The following is a 22,201-nucleotide window of genomic DNA, read 5'->3' on the forward strand; positions in this document are numbered from 1 at the left end:
TTAAACGCCGCAGCGTTTTTTTACAGCTTAAGATGTTGCCGCCACATCCAGATCCGGTCCGCGGTCGTTATATACATCCTGATTATTCTCCTTGAGAATCTTGCTGGAGATCAAGCCTGACGTAATCGAATCATTGACATTCAGCGCAGTGCGGCCCATGTCAATGAGCGGCTCGACGGAAATCAGCAGCCCTGCCAGCGCTACAGGCATATTCAGTGTGGACAGCACGATCAGGGAAGCGAAGGTTGCGCCGCCGCCCACACCGGCCACACCAAACGAGCTGATGACAACAACGGCGATCAGGGTAAGAATGAAATCCCAGCTTGTCGGATCAATGCCAACGGTCGGTGCAATCATAACAGCCAGCATCGCCGGATAAATGCCAGCACAACCGTTCTGTCCGATGGTAGCGCCAAAGCTCGCGGACAGGTTCGCAATTCCCTCGGACACGCCGAGCTTGCGGGTCTGTGTCTCCACATTCAGCGGAATGGTAGCCGCGCTGGAACGGGAAGTGAACGCAAACACCAGGGTGGGCAGAACCTTCCGTACATAAGTGACTGGATTATAGCCAAACAGCGCGATCAGCACAAGGTGAATGACAAACATGATCAAGAGTGCCACATAAGAAGCCAGCACGAATTTGATCAGCTTTAAAATTTCATCCGGGTTGGTGGTCGACACCACTTTCGTAATCAGAGCGAGAATACCATATGGTGTCAGACGCAGCACGATGGTGACGATGCGCATGACCACCCCGTAGACCGCCTCAATCACATTGCGGAAGGTCTGCGCCTGCTCAGGCTTCTTGCGGTCCAATCCCAATACGGCCACGCCCACAAATGCCGAGAAAATAACTACAGCCAGCGTTGAAGTGCTGCGTGCCCCCGTCATATCTTCAAAAGGATTGGCAGGGATGAATGACAGCACCTGCTGCGGGATGGTCAAATCCTCTACCTCGCCTACACGCTCTTCCAGTGCCGCGCCGCGCGCCTGCTCGGCATCCCCTGCATTAATCTCAATCGCCGTCAGGTTGAAGGACAGGCTGGTCGCGATACTGACGGCTGCGGCAATCGCAGTCGTAATCAGCAGCACCGCAATAATGGAGAAGCTCATTTTCCCCAGATTTTGTTTGCCCTTCAGATTCATGATGGCCGAGATAATAGACACCATGATCAGCGGAATGACGATCATTTGCAGCAGCTTGACATATCCATTGCCCGCCAGGTTGAACCAATCCACCGATTTGGCTATTGTATCCGAGCCTGCACCATATACAAGCTGTAAAATGACACCATATACAAGCCCAAGGCCAAGGCCGGTAAATACTCTTTTCGTAAACGAAATATGCTTTCTCTGCATCCAGTACAAAATGCCCAGCAGTACCAGCATAACTACAACATTTAAAACAACCAGAAATGTATCCATAAAGATTTCCCCTCTCTCTTTGTATTTGTCCGGCAGCTTTGCAACAATTAAGCCTCCGGCTTTCTTTTTCCCGGGCAAATAGCCGCACTGAACACTATACCACAATTCCCCACCAAACAGGTATGATTTATTTTATTTCATGTGATGTATATGTCAAATACTACTTTAGGTTCATATTTTATTTTATATTCTAGTTAGATTTTACTATTCAACCTGCGGTTGATTTTGTAAAATAGGACTATCCTAGTTCTAAAGTGTTACGGATGCTGCAAAGCGCCGGCATGACTGCATGCGCATGGCGGCGTGCATCCGTCCGCAATCATGATGGCTACAGGATTACCATGGGCAGATTAGCCCGAAGAAATATGAAAGGAGAGCACTTATGCTGCGCTTTAACCGCTCTATCGCAGCCAAGCTGAAGCTATTAAACATCGCTATTCTGCTGGCTGCTTCGCTGCTATTCAGCATCAGCTTTTATGCCGTATCCATGAGTATCATCAACAGCTATGTCGTTCCACAGTCCGTTCAATCCCTTGAAACCGGTGCTCAGGAGCTGTACAGCAAATTGAATGCCACGCAGGCCCTGCAAACCCGTCAGAGCGGAGCGGGGGCCGTCATGACGGTGGAATCTTACCTTCAGGACAAGGTAAGCAGTCTCAAACTGGAATCCGCCTACCTTGCGACCATTACGGACCAGGAGGTGGCCGTTGTCGCCCGCAATGCCAAATCTGCTTATCAGATTGGGGACAAGCTGCCTTTCATGAATGAAATGCAGCTGGCTATAGACAGCCATGAGAGACAAATCAGCGGCGTGCACAAGGATCAGTACGGGGTACATAAGACAGCCTTTTACTCGATTCCGGGAAGCAATTTGATTGTGGCTGTGAACACGGATGTCGGCTTCATCGAACAGAAATCCAACCAGATCTTCTGGATTTGCCTGTTGATTACGGTCGGGGTCATTGCAGCAGGCTGGGTTGTTTCCACACTGACGGTCCGCAAAATTACCCGTCCGATTGCCGAGCTCCTGAAGCATAGCGAGCAAATCGCCGCAGGAGATCTGTCCCGTGATTTGCACATCCGGGGGCAGGACGAAATCGCGCAGTTGGCCGGAAGCTTCCGAAAAATGACCGTCAATTTGAAAGAAATGATCGGACAAGTATTATCCACCTCAAATGCTGTTGTTGAGGGATCTCACGAGCTGCTGCACCGGGTGGACACCATCAGCGGCACCACGCGGCAGTCAGCCCGTTCCGCCGAGGAGGTGACGAAAGGCAGCGTAACGATTGCCACCTCAGCCTCCGAAAATGCGCGCGCAATGGAAGAGATTACACAGGGGATTCAGCATATCGCTGCATCGTCCGGCGAGGTGTCGGACCAGATCAGCAGAGCCGCCGATGAGGCGGTAGGCGGAAATACACTGGCTCAAAACGCGGTTTCACAGATGAATCTTGTTGGACAAGCCGCTGAGGAATCTTTGAGGTATGTAAGTACGATGAACGAACGCTCGGAAGCGATTGGCGAGGTTGTATCCTCCATCTTTGAGATCACGAAGCAGATTCAGATGCTGTCCCTGAACGCCTCCATAGAAGCCGCACGCGCCGGCGAACATGGACGGGGCTTCGCCGTGGTAGCAGGAGAGGTTCGTAAGCTGGCGGAACAGTCGAAAACCGCGACACAGCAAATTTCCGACTACCTGCTCACACTTCAGGAAGATTCGCAAAAGTCTGTCGATTCCATGAATCGGGTGAATACCGAAATTGTATCCGGAACCGAATTGGTACAACAGGCCGGTGCAGCCTTCAACGAGCTGATGGATCTGATCCAGAATGTCAATCTGACCATTCAGGCCGTATCCGCCGCGACTGAAGAGGTATCTGCAGGCTCTGAGGAGGTTAGCGCGTCTGTGGAGGAAACTGCTCAAATTACGGCCAGAGCGCAGCAAATGCTGCAGGAGATCGGACACAGCGCGGAAAAACAGCTGGCCGAAATGGATGACCATACCCTTACCGTGCGCAAGCTGAACGAAGAAGCTTCCGCTCTGCAGCAGGCTGTGCTCAAATTCAAATTGTAGATTTTGCAATATTGGGTGGTCTGGGGCATTTCTTGGGGGGGGTTGTGAGACGCTCCGGGAACGAAGCATTCCTACAATCGCTGTTGACCCTTCGGGCCAAAGGCGACCGCTCCGCTTTTCCGGAATTGCTTCGTTCTCTCCGCTGCTCCGTGCGTCTCCCTGCTTCAAAAATGCCCATCAGAAATCGCCAATGTATTGCGGTTTCTGATGGGTATAAAAACCGGGAACAGGGGCGAGCTTCTCCTGTTCTCAAGCTTATGTTCTTCATGCGCAATGCCATGTATATGTATATGTATATGTATATGAGAAAGAGCGAGTATTTTGTGGAATTAGACCACGATACTCGCTCTTTTCATCTGAAATGGTTCTTTTTGTATTTCAATGACTGCCTACTATGATTTAATTTTCTTTACTTGGTAGCCCCATTTCTTCCGTTAGCCCCATGATGCTGTAGACTCTTTTCATATCCAGATGGGCACGGACCAGGTCGGCAATCCGGTCGAATTCGCGTTCTTTCGCTTCCCGCGCGGCAAAGGTTTGTCCCAATGGGGACAGTCCCTTGCTCAGCCGGATGCCATCCAGCCAGGAGCGGCGCAGCCTGTCATTATCAAATACGCCGTGCAGATAGGTTCCCCATACTCTGCCATCCGCTGCGGCGCTTCCCTCGTCAAACGGAACGCCGTCACCTCTGCTTACGCTGAACAGCGGCAGCAGATCGTCCTGGCCCTCCATCCGTTCCGTAATGCCCATATGTATTTCATAGCCTGTCACCGGGAACGCCTCTGTCAGGCCTGCAAGCGGCAAAGGATTGGCTGGTGCAAGGGTACCGCTGACTCTGACGGTCTGTTTTTCCTTCAGAAACGTCGTAATCAGCGGCAGCCAGCCCAGCCCCTCCGCTTCCTGCGGTTGTCCCGCTTCCACCGCATCCGGGTCCAGCAGCCGGCCACCGAGCATCTGATAACCGCCGCAAATGCCGACAAGCTGGCTGCTGCCCTTCTCCATGGCGATCCGGATATCCTCGTGAATTCCCTGCGCCTTCAGCATTTCGAGATCGCCTATCGTATCCTTCGTTCCCGGCAGAATGATGGCATCAGGAACACCAAGCTGCCCCGGCTCCGTAACAAACCGTATACTTACATCCGGCTCCTCCGCCAATGCGTCCACATCTGTAAAATTTGAAATCCGCGGATAGCGGATCACCGCAATATCCAGTTCCTTTCCCTGCGCGCGCGACTTGGGCAGCTTGTCCAGCACGACCGAATCCTCCGCCTCGATCTTGATGTCCGGGACGTAAGGCAGGACGCCGAGCACCGGAATTCCCGTCCGCTCCTCCAGCCAGTCCAGTCCGGGCTGCAGCAGCGACAAATCACCTCTGAATTTGTTAATGATAAAACCCTTGATTCGCTTCACCTCATGCGGCTCCAGCAGCTCTATGGTTCCCACAAGCGAAGCGAAGACCCCGCCCCGGTCGATATCGGCCACCAGCAGCACAGGAGCGTCCGCCCAGCCGGCCAGGTTCATGTTGACGATGTCCCGCTGCTTCAGATTGATTTCGGCCGGGCTGCCTGCGCCTTCCATCACTACGATGTCGTATCGGTTGCGCAGACGGTCAAGAGCGTCCATAACGGTCTGCCTGGCCTCCGGCAGAAAACGGTTCCGGTAATCGGCCGCGCTCATATGGGCATAGGGCACTCCGTGCACAACAATTTGCGAATGCATATCCCTGACCGGTTTGATCAGGATTGGATTCATGTCAGTGGTTGCTTCGATGCCGCTGGCTTCCGCCTGAACCCCCTGCGCGCGCCCTATCTCCTTGCCATCAGCCGTGACATAGGAATTGAGCGCCATATTTTGTGATTTAAACGGGGCGGGCCGGTATCCATCCTGCTTGAAAATCCGGCATAGAGCCGCAGTGACCACACTTTTGCCGACATCCGAGGCAGTGCCCTGCAGCATCAGGACAGCGGCAGTCTGCTGCCCTGCCGTTTTCTTTTCGGTCATTACAGGTCCCCTCCTCTATCATAAATCCAAATTGGAACTTAAGTTGTGGCCTGTGGCCTTTAGAGTAGCAGCCTGTGCAGCAGTACCACCGCAAGCAGCAGCAGAGCCTCCAGCAGCTCATTCAGCGCGCCATAGACGTCGCCCGTTAATCCGCCCAGCCGCTGGCTGATTCGTTGTGCTGTCCATTTGCCAATGATCCACGACAGCACCGGAATCACCAGGAAGGCAGCCATGAACGGAGACATGAGGACGGCCGGGTTCAGAAGCGCAAGCAGCACGCTCAGCATGGCGGCCAAGAGGGCGGCAAGGCCTGCCTCACGTCCCCTGAGCGTGTGAAACTGCCCGGCCAGACCCTCCCCTTGACGCGCTTTGGGCCACCCGGACAGGGCAGCCACCATGAACCAGCGGCTCCAGAGCAGTGGCAGCAGCAAGGCGGTGGACCAGAGTTTTTCATCAATTACCGTATAAATAAGGGAAACCTTCAGCAGCAGAAGCAGAACGCAGGCGATCACGCCCATCGCTCCTACTCTGCTGTCCTTCATAATCTCCAGCATTCGCTCACGGGAACGATAGCTCAAGAGCGCGTCAGCCGAATCCATCCATCCGTCAAGATGCAGCCCCCCGGTCAGCCATACCCAAAGCATCAGGACCAGGACGGCCGCCGGAAATGGCGGCAGCAGAAGGGCCGACAGATAAGCAGCCGGCCAGACTACCGCAGCAATGGCGAGGCCGACAAGCGGATAATAGACCGTGCTTCGCTGCAGCAGTTCAGGCGAGAAATCGCCTCCGGACTTGACCGGGAAGCGTGACAGGAACTGGAACGCCGCTGCCGCTGCCTCAAGCCCCCGCTTCACAGCCGGTACTCCAGCCGCTTTAATTCAACAGCGACACCTGCGGTGACGAGAAATACTTCCCCGCACACACCCGCAATCCGCTGATTCATGATCCCGCTCAAATCCCGGTACAGCCGCCCCAGCGGATACTCGGGCACGATGCCGCTGCCAACCTCGTTGGTCACAAGAATCAGCTCGCCGGGATAGGACGCCACCGTCTCAGTGAGGCGTTCGACCGCTTCACGCGCAGAAGCCTCCCCTTCGTCCCCAGCGGCGAGCAGGACATTGGACAGCCACAAGGTAAGGCAGTCTACCAGCACCGCAGGCGGCCCGCCGCTGCTTGCAAGCCTGTCCAGCAGACCGGGGAGCTCCAGCGGCTCCTCCAGCGTGCGCCAAGGATAGGCGGCTTCGGCACGCAGGCTGCGGTGAAGAGCGATCCGCTCCTTCATCTCATCGTCGAAGGCCTGCGCGGTTGCCACGTACACAGCCGCGTCAGCGCGTGATATGCAGAGCCGCTCGGCAAAGCCGCTTTTGCCGCTGCGTGCCCCACCTGTAATCAGCGACTTCATGCTTCCAGCACTCCCGTTCCGTCGGAAACGCCCGCACTGGCGAATGTCGCCATCTCCCGCATCACTGCACAAGCCGAATCAATCAGTGGCAGGGCCAAGACACCGCCCGTGCCCTCTCCGAGCCGCATGTCCAGCCGGAGCATCGGCTCCAGGCCAAGCACTTCAAGCAGCACAGCATGCCCTTTCTCATCGGAGACATGCGATGCCAGCATATAATCCAGGCTGGCCGGACACAAGCGGCTGGCAGCAAGCGCTGCCGCGCCGGAGATGAATCCGTCCAGGACGACGGGACAGTTCCGGGCCGCTGCACCGAGAATAAGGCCCGCCATGCCCGCAATCTCCAGTCCGCCCACCTTTGCCAGCACGTCGATGGCGTCCTCTCTGTCAGGCTGATTAACGGATAGCGCCTGCTGCACAGCCCCCGTTTTACGGCTCAGGCCCTCATTGTCCACTCCTGTCCCCCGTCCTGTCAGCAGTGAAGGCTCCAGTCCAGTAAATGCACTGGCCACAGCCGCGCTGGCCGTCGTATTTCCGATGCCCAGCTCACCGGTGACGAAAAGCTGTATCCCCCGCTCGCAGGCCTCTTCAGCCACAGCCGCTCCCGCCAGAATCGCCTGCTCCGCCTCCTCACGCGTCATAGCCGGACCCTTGGCCATGTTGGCCGTACCTTTTCTAAGCTTGCGGTTCAGCAGGGCCGGATGGCTGATATCCGCATTTACGCCCATATCGACACAGACCACCTCAGCTCCCGCCTGCCGGGAGAACACATTGACGGCGGCACCGCCTGCCAGCATATTCAGCAGCATCTGGGGGGTCACCTCGGCAGGATAGGCGCTGACGCCTTCCTCACATACCCCGTGGTCCGCAGCCATAACTACCACAGCCTTCCGGGCCAAATCCGGCTTTGGCTGGCCGGTGATGCCGGCTGTCCGAATAACCAGGCTTTCCAGCTTCCCGAGGCTGCCCGGCGGTTTTGTCAATTGGTCCAAATGCGCTGCGGCCAGCCGCTTGGCTTCCTCATCAGGCAAAGCTATGCTTTGGACAAGCCGCTTCAGAGCTTCATTCATCCTTCCACTTCCTAACCTTAATGTATTTAAGAACAGAGTCGTCTCTGGGTCCCTATTCCCTTCGTTTCAGCATGAGCTGCGGAACCGCGCTGTCGGGGTGGGGCATGACATGGCTGTCCACGCCGAACCAGCGACGGATATTGTCCTCTGTGAGCATTTCCGCAGCCGTTCCCGCTCCCTCGATACGGCCGTTTTTCAGCACCAGCAAAGAATCACAAAATTGAGCCGCCAGATTCAGATCATGCAGGACGGCAATGATGGTAATGCCCGCCTTCGCCCGCCATTCGGCCAGCATCTCCATGAACTGGAGCTGATAATGAAGATCGAGATAGGTCGTAGGTTCATCCAGCAGCAGAATCTGCGGGTCCTGGGCCATCACCTTGGCGAGCGCCACCCGCTGCCGCTGGCCTCCGCTCAGCTCGTCCAGTTTCCGTTCGGCCAAAGGCGCAAGCCCGAGCTGATCCAGCACGCGTTCAACGATATCCGCGTCGGCATCCTTCCCGGCCCAATCCAGATGAGGGTATCTGCCCATTTCCACGACATCCCTGACCGTATACCCGACCGGAGGCACTCCCTCCTGCTGCAGCACGGCCACGATACGCGAGAGCTCCTTACGTCTGTAGGCGGCCGCGTCCCGGCCTTGAATGTGAACGATTCCAGCATCAGGCTTGTCCACCCCGGACAGCAGCCGGATCAGGGTCGATTTGCCGCTCCCGTTCGGGCCGACGATCCCCCACCACTCTCCGGAGGCTGTGCCCCAGTTGATATCGGATAACGCCTGCACCCGGCCAAAGGTTTTATGCACCCCCGACACGCTGGCTGCCCTGAACTGTGTGCTCATCACGACAGTTCTCCTTTCCGCTGCTTCTTGTTGCGCTGCAGCAGGTAAGCGAAGAACGGAGCTCCCACAAATGCCGTAACGACCCCGAGCGGAATTTCTGTCGGTGCCAGCAGCGTGCGTGCGGCCGTATCCGCCCATACCATAAAGATAGCGCCTCCCAGCGCGGACAGCGGAATGATCAGCCGGTAGTCCGGTCCGGTCAGCAGGCGGATCATATGCGGCACAACGAGCCCCACAAAGCCGATCACCCCGCAGACGGATACCGACGCCGCCGTCAGAAAAGTCGCCGCAATCAGCACCCACAGCTTCGTCCTGTTCACATTTACGCCCATATACGCTGCCTGCCTTTCTCCCAAGGCCAACATGTTCAGTACACGGGCTTTACTGCACAGGAACACCAGCCCGAGCATGACGTAAGGAAGAATAATGCTCGGATATGCCCAGCCCTTCAGGCTGAGGCTTCCCATCGTCCAATACAGGATTTCATTGACGGTCTCCTTGGACATGGCCGTCAGCAAAGAGACGACCGCCCCCAGAAAGGACTGCATGACCACACCGGACAGGATCAGGCTTTGAGTGGGAATTTTTCTTTTTTCCCCTGCCAGCAGGATCACAAAATATAAAGTAAGAATTCCTGTAGTGAAGGCCACCATCGGCAGGGTCCAGAGGCCGAAAAACGAATACTGAAGTCCCCAGTAAATCAAAAATGCCGCTCCGACCGACGCGCCCGACGATACCCCAAGGGTAAAGGGATCGGCCAGCGGGTTGCGCAGTACGCCCTGGAAGGCCGCGCCTGCAAGCGCAAGCGCCGCACCAGTCAGCATGCCGAGCAGAACGCGCGGCAGGCGCACGTTAACAATAATTTGCTCGGCCGGAGCATCCCAGAACGGCGTAATATACATCCCGGCCCACGGCAGGTGGTGCATCAGAATGCCAGCGATCTGCTGGACAGGCAGCCGCACGGAGCCGATGCCCAGGCAGACCAGCACGGTCAGGATCAGCAGAACGAATCCGGCCAGGCCGTACGCAACAAGCTTGCGGTTCATTTAAAGATTTCCGGATAGATGGCCTTGGCCACTTCCTTGAGCCCTTCCGTCACACGTGGTCCCGGACGGCTGAGCAGGTTATCGTCCAGACCGAACACACGGTTATTGCGGATTGCGTTGATGTGGCTCCAGCCGCCACGCCCTTTGATGATCTGCTCCAGTGTCTTCCCATTCTCATCCACCACACTTTTGCTATACAGGATGACATCCGGGTTAGCCGCGATGACCTTTTCTTCGCTGATCTGGTTCCAGCCTTCCGTGTCGGAAGCGATGTTCACCCCGCCTGCCAGGCTAATCAGCTCGTCCATAAATTCTCCCTTGCCAACCGTCCAGCCTGGCGAAAATTCAACATACACCCGCAGTCTCTGGTCCTCGCCGATATTTTTAACTCCCTCCTGCACCTCAGCGATATCGGCCTTCATTTTATCAGTTACAGCCTTGGCCTCCTGCTGGCGGTCCATTACTTTGCCATACAGGGTGATATTGTTCATAACGTCCTCTACCGTCTTCGGATCGGTCTTGAAGATGGTAATGCCCAGGTCGCGCAGTTTGTTGACGGCCTCTTCGCTCATCGATATGCCTGTAAAAACTATGTCAGGCTGGGCAGCGATAATGGCCTCTTCATTCGGCTTTGTAATGCCGCCCATCTTCGGCTTGGATTTGGCCGCTTCCGGGTAATCATCATAATCCGATACACCGACGATTTCCTTGTCCAAACCAAGAGCGAACAGCGCCTCCGTCTCGGCCGGGGATACGGAAATCACCTTTTCCGGGGCCTTCTCAAAAGTAAACTCCTGTCCGGTCGCATCCTTAACGGTCAGCGGATAAACGGTAGCTCCCGCTTCTTCCGCCGGCGCTGTTTGCTGCGAAGAAGCTCCGCTGCCGCCTGCAGCCTCATTGCCTGCCCCTGTATTGCCACATGCAGCCAGCGCTGCAATCAGCATCAGCGCCAGCAGCACGGTCATCCAACTCTTTATTGATCTGGTCACAATGCTTACTCCCCTTTTCTTCTGTATAGTCCGGCTGTGCAAAAGAAAACCCGGCCCTCATGAGAGGACCGGGCTCTGCGTCAGCCGATATCCGCAGCAGGCAAGTGCCGTGCCGCGCGGATTCATTGCCGCGAACCCGCCATCCTTTCCGCGAAGGAGCGACGGTCTAAACGGACCAGGCAGGTCTCCTGACTTACGGGAATTGAATTGCTCAAGACCGGCGCCTTCCCGCCACGGTATTTCCTGCGGCAGTGGCGTATCGCCGTCCATACCCGTTTCACAGTGGCGGGACCGTGCCGGAATTGCACCGGCTTCCCTTTTAACAGAACGGCGGAATTCGCAGTCTTCTGCGCCGCTCTGACCTAGTCTGCTGTCAATTTCAATCAGGCCATACTTTTCAAAGTGATTATAGGTGAAAAAAGACGTCTGTACAACCCGAACAACCAGCAAGTCTGCCGTCAAAATCAAGGAAAACCCGCCGGGGCGGGCTTTACAAATTTGTGAACGAATGCAGGCCAGACCCGGGTTAGGCAGGCGCCAAGTCGGGGTTAGGTAGATATGATGCTACTCAGCCAGCTTCCTGTAATGTGCCCATCCTCATATCTTAGACGCAGCCCCGCCATGCCAGCGGGCGGCAGCTGAATGGACCAGAAGTCAAGACCAGGCACGGTCCGCGCGGCCAGTTGGCGGATCACGCCGCCATGGGTGACTGCAAGTACGGCAGGAATTACAGCTGTATCGCTTTCTTCCCCCTGCAAAACATCCTTCACCAGATCGTTCAAAAAGCCGTTAAGCCTGTCTTCAAAATGCTCCAGACTCTCGCCGCCGGGCGGAGTGACACAACGCGGATTGTCCAGCCAGGACCTGTACAGCTGCATATCTTTAAGCGATTCGTAGGTTTCGCCGTCCCATGCCCCGAAGTCCAGCTCACGCAGCCTCTCGTCCAGAGCAGCCTCAGCCGCAAGCTGGGGCGCGGCAAGCCTCAGCGTCTCTGTACAGCGGCGAAGGTCGCTGCTGTACACTTTGGCAAAACACATCCCGCGCAGCCGCTGCCCAAGCGCCCCCAATTCACCTTCCGCATCAGGAAGCAATCCCGGATCGGCATGTCCCACATAACGTCTTTCGCGATTCCACTGCGTTGTCCCGTGCCGGACAAGGATTAAATCCAACTCACAGAATGTACTGCTGCTCATTTTATATACCTCCCCCGGAATCAGGCTCTTCATTGCGGCGGCGTAACCATCCAGCCTATCTCCCCGGCTGCCACACAGAGCAGCACGAACAACGAGGAAGAAAGGAACATCAGCGCAGTTGTCCGCCTGATATCCTCCGCTTCCAGCGGTCGGAGCGGGTCTCCCATATAGGCTCTGAAGGAGCGTACCCCATGGTATACATTGTACCCGCCCAGTCTGACGCCAAGCGCGCCCGCGACCGCCGCTTCCGGAAATCCGCTGTTGGGGCTTGGATGGAGCCGCGCATCGCGCCGTATCGTCCGCCAGCTGCGAAGCGACTCCAGCCTCTTCAGCCACGCCGCGACGACAAGCAGCACTGCCGTAAGCCGGGCGGGAATGTAATTGGCCGCATCGTCAAGCCTTGCCGACGCCCAGCCCAAATGGAGGTACTTCTCATTTTTATAGCCGACCATAGAATCAAGTGTATTGACCGCACGGTAGGCCATAGCCAGGGGCGCACCGCCGATCAGCGCATAAAACAACGGTGAAATAATCGCGTCAACGATATTTTCGGCAATTGTTTCCACCGTACCACGCACAATTTCCGGCTCATCCAGCTCCTGCGTATCCCGTCCCACGATCATGCCGAGCGCCGCGCGGGCTGCAGGCAGATCACCGGAGCACAGCTCCCTGTACACCGCCATGCCCGCATCCTTCAGCCCTTTGGAGGCGATGGTCGTTGCAATGAGCAGCACCTCCGCGCCAATAGCCAACCAGGGATGGATTCTTCCAAGCAAAAATACGACAAGCCAGGTCAGCAGATACGCTGCCCCCACGATGGTCAGGGGAAGCAGCATACCCGCCCAGCGCAAGGCCTTCGTGCTGCGGGCGTAGCCGCGTATGATGCTCTCCACGAAGGTGATCAGCTTGCCCATGCCGATCACAGGATGGGGAATCCAGCGCGGATCACCGATCATCCGGTCCACGATGTATGCCGCCACAATGATCAGGCTACCTGTCACGCCGCTCCTCCTCCAGCACACGCCCCAGGGTGTCCAGCAGCAGCAGATTATCCTTCCGTTCTTTGACGGCGACCCGGAAATGGTTTTCCGACAGCCCTGGGTACATGGCACAGCTGCGGATGAGAATGCCGCGCCGTCCCAGCGCTTCCTGCAGTTCGACCGCCCTCCACATCCCCGGCGCGCGCACCAGCAAATAGTTGGCCTCGCCCGGAATTACCGCACAGCCCAGTTCCGCCAGCCCTGCCAGCAGCCTCGCCCGCTCAGTTTGAACGAGTTCCAGCGTCCGTTCCTCATAATCGGCGCCGGCATGCAGACAAGCTTCTCCAGCCAGCAACGCCAGTCCGTTGACACTCCAGGTCACCTGCTTGGCGGTCAAACGGCGGATCATGCCCGGATGAGCCACGGTATAACCGAGCCGCAGCCCCGGAATCGCGTAAAACTTCGTCATGGAACGGATCAAAATCACGTTCGGATACCGTTCCAGACTTTGCAGCAAGGACACCCTGCTTTCCACGGGTATAAAATCCGTAAATGCTTCGTCCACTACAAGCACCGTGCCCGTCCTTGCCGATGCAGCAGCCAGGGCATCCAGTTCTTCCTGACCATACTGTACCCCATTGGGGTTATTCGGCTGGCCAAGGAAGAGTACGTCCACTTCTTCCATCAGACCGACCATCTCCGCCTTGTCCGCTCTCCACTGCTGCGAGGCCCTGCCATACACCCTGCTGACCTCAGCCCCGAATTTGGCCGCAAGCTCCGCATATTCCGAGAAGCACGGCTCCACGATGCCCACTCTCGCCGGAGCGAGAGCCAGCAGCACAAGCGCCATGCATTCCGCTGCCCCATTGCCGATGCCGATCCATTCCGGCGCGAGCTGCAAGCTGCGGGACAGCAGACTCTTCAGCGTCCGGTGACCCGGGTCCGGATAACGGATAACCGCCCGCAGCCCGCTGCGCAGCGCCTCCCTGACTTCGGGAGGTGGGCCGAGCGGATTGATATTCGCGCTGAAATCAACGAAATCAGTCGCACGCCTGCCAAACACGGCAGCCGCCGTCTCCATATCACCGCCATGGCCGAAAACTTCTATCATATCCATCAACCTTTCCGGACGAATTCCGTTCTGTTTCCCATTATGACGCTGTATTTCACGTTCCGTCAATCGGTGCAATCTTTTGTGTCCTGTTGTTATTTCGGTTACAATGAAAGACGAATCTTGTCATAAACGGAGGAACGAACATGCTGTTCATCGACAATAAAGGAATCACCGATCCAGCCATCAATCTGGCGATCGAGGAATATGCCCTAAAGCATCTTCCACTGGACGACAGCTACCTGCTCTTTTACATCAACAGACCGTCCATTATTATAGGTAAGCATCAGAATACAGTGGAGGAAATCAACAACGAGTACGTGAAGGACAACAATATCCAGGTCGTGCGCCGTTTGTCGGGCGGAGGGGCTGTATATCACGACCTCGGGAACCTGAATTTCAGCTTCATCACCAAAGATGACGGACAATCCTTTCACAACTTCCTCAAATTCACGCAACCGGTAATCGACGCCCTGCGCGACATGGGGGTAAATGCGGAAATGACGGGACGCAATGACCTTCAGGTCGGGGAGAAAAAAATTTCCGGCAACGCCCAGTTTGCCACCCGCGGTCGTATGTTCAGCCACGGCACGCTCATGTTTAATCTTAATCTGGATGATGTGCAGGCGTCCCTGAACGTCAATCCGGAGAAATTCAAATCCAAGAGCACAAAATCCGTGCGCAGTCGGGTAGCCAATATTGCCGACCTGATGGATCACCCGATGACGATTGAGGAGTTCCGGGGCGAGCTGCTGCGCCATATTTTCGGCATGGAGCCAGATCAGGTCCCGCAATATGAGCTGACTGAAGCCGACTGGGCCAAGATTCATGAAATTTCCGCCGAGCGCTACCAGTCCTGGGATTGGAACTACGGCCAATCGCCTGAATCCAATATCAAGCATGTGAAGAAGTTCCCGGTCGGCCTGATCGACATCCGGATGGACCTGAAGGATGGCCGAATCCGGGAAATCAAAATCTACGGTGATTTCTTCGGCGTCGGCGACGTGGCGGATATCGAAAATGCGCTGCGCGGCAAGCGTTATGAAGAGGCTGAGGTGCGTGAAGCTCTGGCTTCTCTGGACATCAAGCATTATTTCGGCAATCTGGAGCTGGATGATTTCATCGGACTTGTTTTCCTTGAAGACTGAACGTCTGCAATGCCAAAACGTACGATATAGAGAAAAAGGAGAGAAACTACATGTACAAACTGATAGCCATCGATATTGACGATACGCTGATCAACGATGAGAAAGAAGTTACTCCTGCAACACAGAAGGCACTGGAGGCCGCTGTCGACAAAGGTGTTGTTGTAACGCTGGCAACCGGGCGCGCTTATGCCTCTGCACAGGCTATCGCCCGCCAGACGGGGCTCAACGTGCCGATCATTACCTATCAGGGAGCTCTGGTTAAGAACCTGATGGATGAAAAGGTACTATATGAGCGCTATGTTCCGGTCGTCGCTGCCCGCCGCCTGTTTGAGTTCTGCCTGGAACGCAACCTGCATCTGCAGACATACGTGGATGACAAGCTGTATGCGCGTGAGGAGAACCAGAAGCTGCTGGACTACTCCGCACTGAACAAGACGTCTTATTATATTGAACCGGTTTTCAGCAAAATGATTGAACAGCCTACTCATAAAATGCTCATCATCGACGAGCCGGACTACCTGGATGAAATTGCGCCGCAATTGCGCGAGCTGCTGGGCGATGAAGTGCATATTACGAAGTCCAAGCCTTACTTCCTCGAAATTATGCATAAAGAAGGCACCAAGGGCCATGCCCTTACGTTCCTGGCGCAGCATTTCGGCTGTGACATGTCCGAAACGATCGCCATCGGCGATTCCTGGAATGACCATGAAATGCTGGAGTGCGCTGGACTTGGCGTAGCCATGGGCAATGCCATTGATGCGCTTAAAGAGCTTGCCGACTACGTTACACTCACCAATAACGAAGACGGAGTCAAGCATGTGATCGATAAATTTGTGCTGAACGCGGTCTAAGCCACAGGCACGGGTTTATAACGTATTCACTGCAAAGAAGCCTCTTTCCCTTTTAGATGGAAGAGGCTTCTTTTTCATATTAACGTCATCTCCGGCCCTCTGTCCGTCGTGTTCATTCCAGTTCCAGCTCCATAAATACATTCGCTCTTGCATAAGGCATGGGCCCGATTTGCTCAACCGAAACGTGTTTGAAGCCAACGGATTCGTAAAGATGAACGGCATTCGGCAGCTTGGTGCTGCTCCCTAAAAAGAGAGAAGCTGCCCCAAGCTCACGTGCGCGGTGAATAGCGGCAAGAATGATTCTCCGCCCGTATCCACGCCCTCGGCACTCGGGTGCAACGCTCATCTTCGAAAGTTCGAACACGCCAGCTCCGGTTGGCACGAGTGCAGCGCATCCAACGATCTCAGTACTACAGTGAAGGCGCTTATCATGCTTGTCAGTCTATAACTTTATTTTTCTGGCCCAATACTTTATTTCCTGCGAGCAGTGCAGCTTTACGCCGGAGCCAATCCCATGCCGTCTGGTTCATAAAAATCAATCCCCCCAGAATCAGGACAACACCCGCGAGGCTGATCAGGCTGATCTCCTCCCCATACAGCAGCACACCAAGACCGACGGCAATCGGCGGTGATATGTAGAGCCATGTCGAAGGAAAGAGCGGGTTCGTCCGTGCCATAATCCAGTAAAACAGGCTGTGGCCCACCATGGAGCCAATCACAGTCAGATACAGAAGTGAAGCAGCAGCCGGAACAGGAGCCCAATCGCTGAACTGCCAGGTTTCAGTCAAAAGTGATAACACAAGCAGCCCCAGACCTCCATGAACCATCTGGGCGGCATTCAGGGCAATCGGATTCGTACCGGCCAGCTTTTCCGTCACATGCTTGGAATACACCGCGCCGCCCGAATAACAAATCTCTCCCAGCAGGATTACCACACAGCCCAATACCCACAATCCGCTTATGTCCACAACAATGCCGGGAATCATCACAAGAATCACACCCGTAAACCCTGCCAGGCAGCCGATGACGGAGCGGCGTGATACCTTTTGCCGCAGCAGTAGGGATTGAATCAGCACGATCAGCAGCGGGCCGGTTGCGGAAAGCACGGCCCCGATCCCCGAGCTGACATGCTGCTCCGCCCAGTACAGGGCGGCGAACGTTCCGAACGTTAATCCGGCGCCGCTGATCATCGTTTCCTTGCGCAGCAGCAGCGACAGCTTCGCCCTGCCGGTCACTCGCAGCACAATCAGCAGAATTATACCTGCGGCAGCAAAACGGATGCCCCCTGACAGAAACGGGGGAAGACCTGCATCAATCCCCACTTTAATGACCAAAAAAGTTGTCCCGAAGATCAAGCACATGATTGTAAAAGCAGCAGCTACCATCTTGTTCCCTCCTTGTTGTGCTTCATGATAATGCAGCAGGGACAGAACAGATAAAATGATACAGAACAGACTGGTGCTATATAAGGTACAATGAAGCAAAGGAGCGTGAGAAAAATGACGTTCAAAACGTTTTTTCAGGCTGACGCCGCCACCAGACTATATGAACAGGTCATGGATTATATCCAGGTGCGGATCGAACGCGGAGAGTGGAAGGAGCACGAAAAGCTTCCTTCCGTTCGCAGGCTTTCGGAGGAGCTGGGGGTGCACAGGCTGACGGTATTCCGGGCTTATCAGGAGCTCAAAAATAAAGACAAAATCTATGTAAAAGATAAATCAGGCTATTATGTACAGCCCGCGAACGGACAGAAGGACCGGGAACCGGCCGACGATCCCGTATACGGCAGCTGGCTGCAGGCGGATAACCTTGCACGCATTCATGCCATTCAGGTGGACTATCAGTTTTCCAAATCGCTCATTGACCCTGCCCTGCTGCCGAACCGGTTCTGGGCGGAGCTGATGGTGAACATGTTCCGCGAGTATCCCAGGCTTCCAGGCACTTACTCCACCGTCCAGGGAGATGCGGAACTGCGCGAAGAGCTGGCGGCTCACTTTTCGAATACCGGGCTTTTTCACCTGACCGCCGATGAGCTGCTCATTACCTCCGGCGGACAGCAGGCCATCGATGTGACGGCAAGGACCCTGATCCGCCCCGGAGACCGTGTGCTGGTGGAGCGGCCTGCATATGGGCCGGCCATGGAAATCTTTCGCAGACAGGGAGCGCGGCTGCTGACGGCCGATATCCGCCCGGACGGATATGATATGGAGCGGATTGAACAATGCATGCGCACCGAGAAGCCGCGGCTGTTCTATATCAATCCGACCTTTCACAATCCGACGGGCTTCACCGTGCCGGCCGCACAGCGCAAGCTGCTGCCAGAGCTGGCCGAACGATATGGCTGTGTCATCCTGGAGGATGACAGCACTTATGACATCCATTTCGGCTATAAGACTCCGCCGCCCGTATTCACCTATGCCACAACCGGGCATGTCATTTACATTCGCAGCTACAGCAAATACGTAGCGCCCGGCTTGCGCATCGCTGCTGTAGCCTGCCGGGGAGACCATTTGCCAGGGCTGCTGGCAGCCAAATCCTTGACCGATAACGGGTCTCCCCTGCTGAACCAGAAGCTGTTCCTGCAGTATTTCCGTTCGCCGCGCATGCAGCAGCATCTGGAGAAGCTGTGCACAGCGCTGCAGCTGCGCAAGGAGGCGATGGAGCGCTGCCTGGCGGACTCCGGATGGACATGGCACAGTCCCGCAGGCGGGCTTAACCTGTGGGTGCAGTTGCCCCGTCAGGTCGACATGCGCCGTTTCCTGCAGGCAGCGCTGGCGCAATCCGTATCTTTTATACCAGGCCATGTGTTTGATCCGCTAGGTTCTGCGGAAAATCCACATATCAGGCTGTCCTATCCTTTTGCCAACGAAGGGCAGATCCGTGAAGGCATGCAGAGGCTGCTCTCGGTCTATGAATCTATTCATTAAGAAGTTTCGGAAAATAGCAGCCTAGCTGTCACGGTGAGCCAGAGATACCTTTGTTCCTGTCCGGGCAAGAGTAGTAGCTTCCGGCAGGGGATAAGCCCGGTTCACATCCACATCATGGGACATATGGGTGAACAGCGTCCGCTTCGGCTTGATCTCGGCCAGCAGCTCCTGGGCTTCCAGCATGTCATACACCGAGCGGCCAGAGTACTCCGCCTCTTCGTGGTAGAAGCTTGTTCCAAGCACCAGCATATCCAATCCGTTCAGGGGCTGTTTCTCGGCTTCATTGAGGCCAATGGAGTCCGAGCAGTAAGCCCACGTGAAACCATCCTTGGTCATACGATAGGCGTAAGAATAACCGTTCTTGCCGTGATTGACACGCCAGCCCTGAATGTCCCAGCCAGCCAGGCGGACGCCGCCGTCTGCAGGCAGCAGGTCCAGATGCCCCGGCAGCCACGGAAACTGGCGCAGGATGACGTCAATGACCTCCTGCGGAGCATACATCCGGCCCCGTCGGCCCTGCCAGCGGCAGGCATCCGTCCATTCCGGCAGACCTGCAATATGATCAAAATGGGCATGAGTCACGAGGATCGTATCTATATGGCGCATACCCATGTTCTCCATCTGTTGGCGCCAATCCGGGCCGCAATCGATGAGAAACGATTCGTGATCCCCCTCCACCAGCACCGACGATCTCAGCCTCCGGTTGGCTCCTGTCTGACGCGCTTCCTCACATACAGCACAGCTGCAATAGACGCGGGGAACACCCATCGCATCCCCTGTTCCCAAAAAAGTAAGTTGATTCATCCGTAGAGTTCCTTCCTGAAATTCAAATTTTCGGTCAGGGCTGCCAGGCCTAGCCACCCAGCCCCATGCTTCTTCATTATACCTGTACCCTGTTACAGAAAAAAACACTGCCGGCCCATATCCGGGCTGATCGGCAGTGTTCACTGAAAAGAAATATTTGATTCTTCAAGTTCATCTTACAATCCGGCTAATACCTGATACCAGATTCCCCGCTTGGAATAAAGTTCGTCCTTCACCTTGTCCCATCCGCCCAGATAATTGATATCAAATAAACCCGACGGCTGTGGAAAGCGGCTCTTCGTTTCTTGGAATACTTTATCATCCACGGCACGAAAACCGTTTTCGGCAAAAATCCGCTGTGCTTCCTCTGACTGCAAATAATCCACAAACGCTTCGGCCAGCTTGCGGTTGCCGTGCTTATCCACATTTTTATCGACCACTGCAGCCGGATTCTCGATCAGGATCGTATGCTCGGGGACAACAATATCGTATTTAATCCCTTTGGCAATCCGGGCCAGCAGTTCATTTTCATAGGTAACAATGACGTCTCCTACTCCGTATTCAAAGGCAGCCATCGACGCACGTCCGCTTTTGTCCAGTGATTCCACATTCCGGTGAACCTCCTCCAGAAACTGCTTCGCTGCTGCCGGATCTTTCTTTCCTTGTTCCTCCGACATCTTCAGACCCGCACCGTAGATCGCATTGATGTCCCACTGAGCGCCCCCGGACGTCTTCGGGTTAGGATACAGCACCTTAACCCCTGGCTTGGTTAAATCCGCAAAATCAGTAATTCCGAGCGGATTGCCCTCTCTTGTCCCGAGCACAACGATGGAGCGTGTAATCATGCCCTCATGCTTCCGTTCCTTCCACTGCGGACTGATCAGCCCGGCACTCACCAGCTTCTTGACATCGCCCTCCATGGCCAGCATGGTAACATCCGCCTCAAAGCCACCCGCAATCGCCCGCGCCTGGGTGCCAGAGGCTTCGTACGATTCCTGGAATTCAACCTTCTGCCCCGTCTCGGCTACCCATTTGGCCTGAAAACGGGGAATGATCTCAGCCATCGCATCCTTGACGACACTGTAAGCGCCGATAACCAGGGTGGCATCCGCCGGCCGGGCGCTGGCTGCCGCCTCCTGCGCCTGATCCGCTCCACCGCAGCCCGCCGTCACCACCGCGACGGCGAGCAGCAGAAACAGCACCGTCAAGAACCGCTGTTTTGTTCCGTTTAACCTGCTGCGCATACCACATGCTCCTCGCTGTCCCTCATATTCAATCAGATCATGACCGGCATCGGGTCTTCCTTCAGTCTGTTCTCCACCATCCAGCTTGCTTCGTCGTTAAACAGGTAGGCCCGGTGAATGAGCACCCGCACTTCCTCTCCCGGATGCAGCGTCTGCTTTTCCAAGGATCTGTAGGTAATCAGGCGGTTTTGGCCCACTTCAACCTCCACCATCCACTCGCTGCCGCGGAAATGCAAATGCCGTACTGTGCCGGCTTCGGTGGCGGAATGCAAAGTAAATTCGTGATCATGGCCCATCTCAATATATTCGGGACGGATCAATGCGCGGGTTCCAGGACCTGCGGCGGTATCGAATCCCTTCAGGGTTGAGGCATCCTCCACGATTGTGGATTCGCCGATAAACGAAGCGACGAACGGTGTGCCAGGACTTTTGTAAATATCCCAGGGCGTGCCCTTCTGTTCCAGACGGCCCTGGTTAATGACCATAATCTCGTCAGCCACCTCAATAGCTTCATCCTGGTCATGTGTAACGAAGATCGACGTAATGCCCACCCGCTCAATCAAGTCGCGCAGCCAGCTGCGCAGCTCCTGACGGATTTTGGCGTCGATGGCGGCGAAGGGCTCATCAAGCAGCAGCAGCTGCGGCTCGGGCGCAAGCGCGCGCGCAAAGGCCACACGCTGGCGCTGCCCGCCTGAGAGCTGGTGGGGGTAGCGTCTTTCAAAGCCTTTAAGTCCGGTCAGCTCCACGAGCTCCATCACCCGGTCCCGGATTTGCGCCTTGGGCATTTTTTTGATTTTCAGGCCGAAGGCGATGTTATCAAACACCGTCATATGCTTGAACAGGGCATAGTTTTGGAAAACAAAACCGATGCCGCGCTCCTGCGGAGGAAGCTCATTAACACGCTGTCCATGGAAAAGAATATCCCCCCCGTCCGGGTTTTCCAGGCCGGCCAGCATTCTCAGAATCGATGTTTTGCCCCCGCCGCTGGGGCCAAGCAGGCCGATCAAATGGCCTTTGGCAATTTCGAATGACACATCTTTGACGGCGTGAAAGCTGCCAAAATGCTTGTTCAGATTCCGAACCTCCACATGCTGCATA

The 22,201-nt window shown here is 55.6% G+C and carries 20 protein-coding genes and 1 riboswitch; of the genes, 4 read left to right on the plus strand and 16 right to left on the minus strand.

Annotated features, from left to right (window positions below; genetic code table 11):
* Positions 1-27: 27 nt before the first annotated feature.
* Entirely contained in the window at positions 28-1,425 is a 1,398-nt protein-coding gene (locus tag ACE41H_RS09040; protein ID WP_375354892.1) for an L-cystine transporter, read from the minus strand.
* Between the two features lie 382 nt (positions 1,426-1,807).
* Between ACE41H_RS09040 and ACE41H_RS09045 the strand changes: the two genes are divergently transcribed.
* Positions 1,808-3,499: a methyl-accepting chemotaxis protein gene (locus ACE41H_RS09045; RefSeq protein ID WP_375354894.1), complete on the plus strand. Its 1,692-nt coding sequence runs from the start codon at positions 1,808-1,810 to the stop codon at positions 3,497-3,499.
* Positions 3,500-3,898: 399 nt separating this feature from the next.
* Here ACE41H_RS09045 and ACE41H_RS09050 read toward each other — a convergent pair whose 3' ends face one another.
* From ACE41H_RS09050 to cobD, 10 genes are all read right to left on the minus strand, one after another.
* The gene (locus ACE41H_RS09050) at positions 3,899-5,500 is read right to left on the minus strand and encodes a cobyric acid synthase (RefSeq protein ID WP_375354896.1); all 1,602 of its coding nucleotides are present in this window, start codon (positions 5,498-5,500) and stop codon (positions 3,899-3,901) included.
* Between the two features lie 59 nt (positions 5,501-5,559).
* Positions 5,560-6,354: an adenosylcobinamide-GDP ribazoletransferase gene (gene cobS / locus ACE41H_RS09055; RefSeq protein ID WP_375354898.1), complete on the minus strand. Its 795-nt coding sequence runs from the start codon at positions 6,352-6,354 to the stop codon at positions 5,560-5,562.
* Positions 6,351-6,902, minus strand: coding sequence for a bifunctional adenosylcobinamide kinase/adenosylcobinamide-phosphate guanylyltransferase (cobU, locus tag ACE41H_RS09060; protein WP_375354899.1), 552 nt, complete (start codon positions 6,900-6,902; stop codon positions 6,351-6,353). The genes cobS and cobU overlap by 4 nt, the downstream gene beginning before the upstream one ends.
* Complete coding sequence (gene cobT, locus ACE41H_RS09065; RefSeq protein ID WP_375354900.1) at positions 6,899-7,969, minus strand: nicotinate-nucleotide--dimethylbenzimidazole phosphoribosyltransferase; 1,071 nt, start codon at positions 7,967-7,969, stop codon at positions 6,899-6,901. Before cobT ends, cobU begins: the two co-directional genes overlap by 4 nt.
* Positions 7,970-8,021: 52 nt before the next feature.
* Positions 8,022-8,810, minus strand: a complete 789-nt coding sequence (locus ACE41H_RS09070; protein ID WP_375354901.1) for an ABC transporter ATP-binding protein — start codon at positions 8,808-8,810, stop codon at positions 8,022-8,024.
* Positions 8,810-9,856, minus strand: a complete 1,047-nt coding sequence (locus ACE41H_RS09075) for a FecCD family ABC transporter permease (RefSeq protein ID WP_375354902.1) — start codon at positions 9,854-9,856, stop codon at positions 8,810-8,812. The genes ACE41H_RS09070 and ACE41H_RS09075 overlap by 1 nt, the downstream gene beginning before the upstream one ends.
* Positions 9,853-10,821: an ABC transporter substrate-binding protein gene (locus ACE41H_RS09080; protein ID WP_375355067.1), complete on the minus strand. Its 969-nt coding sequence runs from the start codon at positions 10,819-10,821 to the stop codon at positions 9,853-9,855. The genes ACE41H_RS09075 and ACE41H_RS09080 overlap by 4 nt, the downstream gene beginning before the upstream one ends.
* Positions 10,822-11,006: 185 nt before the next feature.
* Positions 11,007-11,226: riboswitch (cobalamin riboswitch) on the minus strand.
* Between the two features lie 167 nt (positions 11,227-11,393).
* Complete coding sequence (locus ACE41H_RS09085) at positions 11,394-12,038, minus strand: histidine phosphatase family protein (RefSeq protein ID WP_375354903.1); 645 nt, start codon at positions 12,036-12,038, stop codon at positions 11,394-11,396.
* Positions 12,039-12,067: 29 nt separating this feature from the next.
* Positions 12,068-13,039: an adenosylcobinamide-phosphate synthase CbiB gene (gene cbiB, locus ACE41H_RS09090; RefSeq protein WP_375354904.1), complete on the minus strand. Its 972-nt coding sequence runs from the start codon at positions 13,037-13,039 to the stop codon at positions 12,068-12,070.
* Positions 13,029-14,129, minus strand: coding sequence for a threonine-phosphate decarboxylase CobD (cobD, locus tag ACE41H_RS09095; RefSeq protein WP_375355068.1), 1,101 nt, complete (start codon positions 14,127-14,129; stop codon positions 13,029-13,031). Before cobD ends, cbiB begins: the two co-directional genes overlap by 11 nt.
* A 146-nt stretch (positions 14,130-14,275) precedes the next feature.
* On the opposite strand from cobD, the gene lplA reads away from it, so the two are divergent.
* A complete protein-coding gene (gene lplA, locus ACE41H_RS09100; protein WP_375354905.1) occupies positions 14,276-15,277 on the plus strand; it encodes a lipoate--protein ligase in 1,002 nt (333 codons plus the stop codon).
* Between the two features lie 50 nt (positions 15,278-15,327).
* The gene (locus tag ACE41H_RS09105) at positions 15,328-16,128 is read left to right on the plus strand and encodes a Cof-type HAD-IIB family hydrolase (RefSeq protein ID WP_375354906.1); all 801 of its coding nucleotides are present in this window, start codon (positions 15,328-15,330) and stop codon (positions 16,126-16,128) included.
* Between the two features lie 112 nt (positions 16,129-16,240).
* On the opposite strand, the gene ACE41H_RS09110 is transcribed toward ACE41H_RS09105, so the two are convergent.
* Both ACE41H_RS09110 and ACE41H_RS09115 read right to left on the minus strand, forming a co-directional pair.
* A complete protein-coding gene (locus ACE41H_RS09110) occupies positions 16,241-16,531 on the minus strand; it encodes a GNAT family N-acetyltransferase (RefSeq protein WP_375355069.1) in 291 nt (96 codons plus the stop codon).
* Positions 16,532-16,565: 34 nt separating this feature from the next.
* Entirely contained in the window at positions 16,566-17,513 is a 948-nt protein-coding gene (locus tag ACE41H_RS09115; protein WP_375354907.1) for a DMT family transporter, read from the minus strand.
* 114 nt (positions 17,514-17,627) lie between these two features.
* Here ACE41H_RS09115 and ACE41H_RS09120 point away from each other — a divergent pair, with 114 nt between their 5' ends.
* On the plus strand, positions 17,628-19,055 hold the full coding sequence (locus ACE41H_RS09120; protein ID WP_375354908.1) for an aminotransferase-like domain-containing protein: 1,428 nt from the start codon (positions 17,628-17,630) through the stop codon (positions 19,053-19,055).
* Positions 19,056-19,076: 21 nt separating this feature from the next.
* Here the strand turns inward: ACE41H_RS09120 and ACE41H_RS09125 are convergent, their stop codons facing one another.
* The 3 genes from ACE41H_RS09125 to ACE41H_RS09135 form a co-directional block, all read right to left on the minus strand.
* On the minus strand, positions 19,077-19,859 hold the full coding sequence (locus tag ACE41H_RS09125; protein WP_375354910.1) for an MBL fold metallo-hydrolase: 783 nt from the start codon (positions 19,857-19,859) through the stop codon (positions 19,077-19,079).
* 176 nt (positions 19,860-20,035) lie between these two features.
* Complete coding sequence (locus ACE41H_RS09130) at positions 20,036-21,103, minus strand: sulfate ABC transporter substrate-binding protein (protein WP_375354912.1); 1,068 nt, start codon at positions 21,101-21,103, stop codon at positions 20,036-20,038.
* A 32-nt stretch (positions 21,104-21,135) separates the two neighbouring features.
* Positions 21,136-22,200: a sulfate/molybdate ABC transporter ATP-binding protein gene (locus ACE41H_RS09135; RefSeq protein WP_375354913.1), complete on the minus strand. Its 1,065-nt coding sequence runs from the start codon at positions 22,198-22,200 to the stop codon at positions 21,136-21,138.
* Position 22,201 lies beyond the last annotated feature (1 nt).

This window comes from Paenibacillus enshidis (genome assembly GCF_042136365.1).
Lineage (GTDB): Bacteria > Bacillota > Bacilli > Paenibacillales > Paenibacillaceae > Paenibacillus > Paenibacillus enshidis.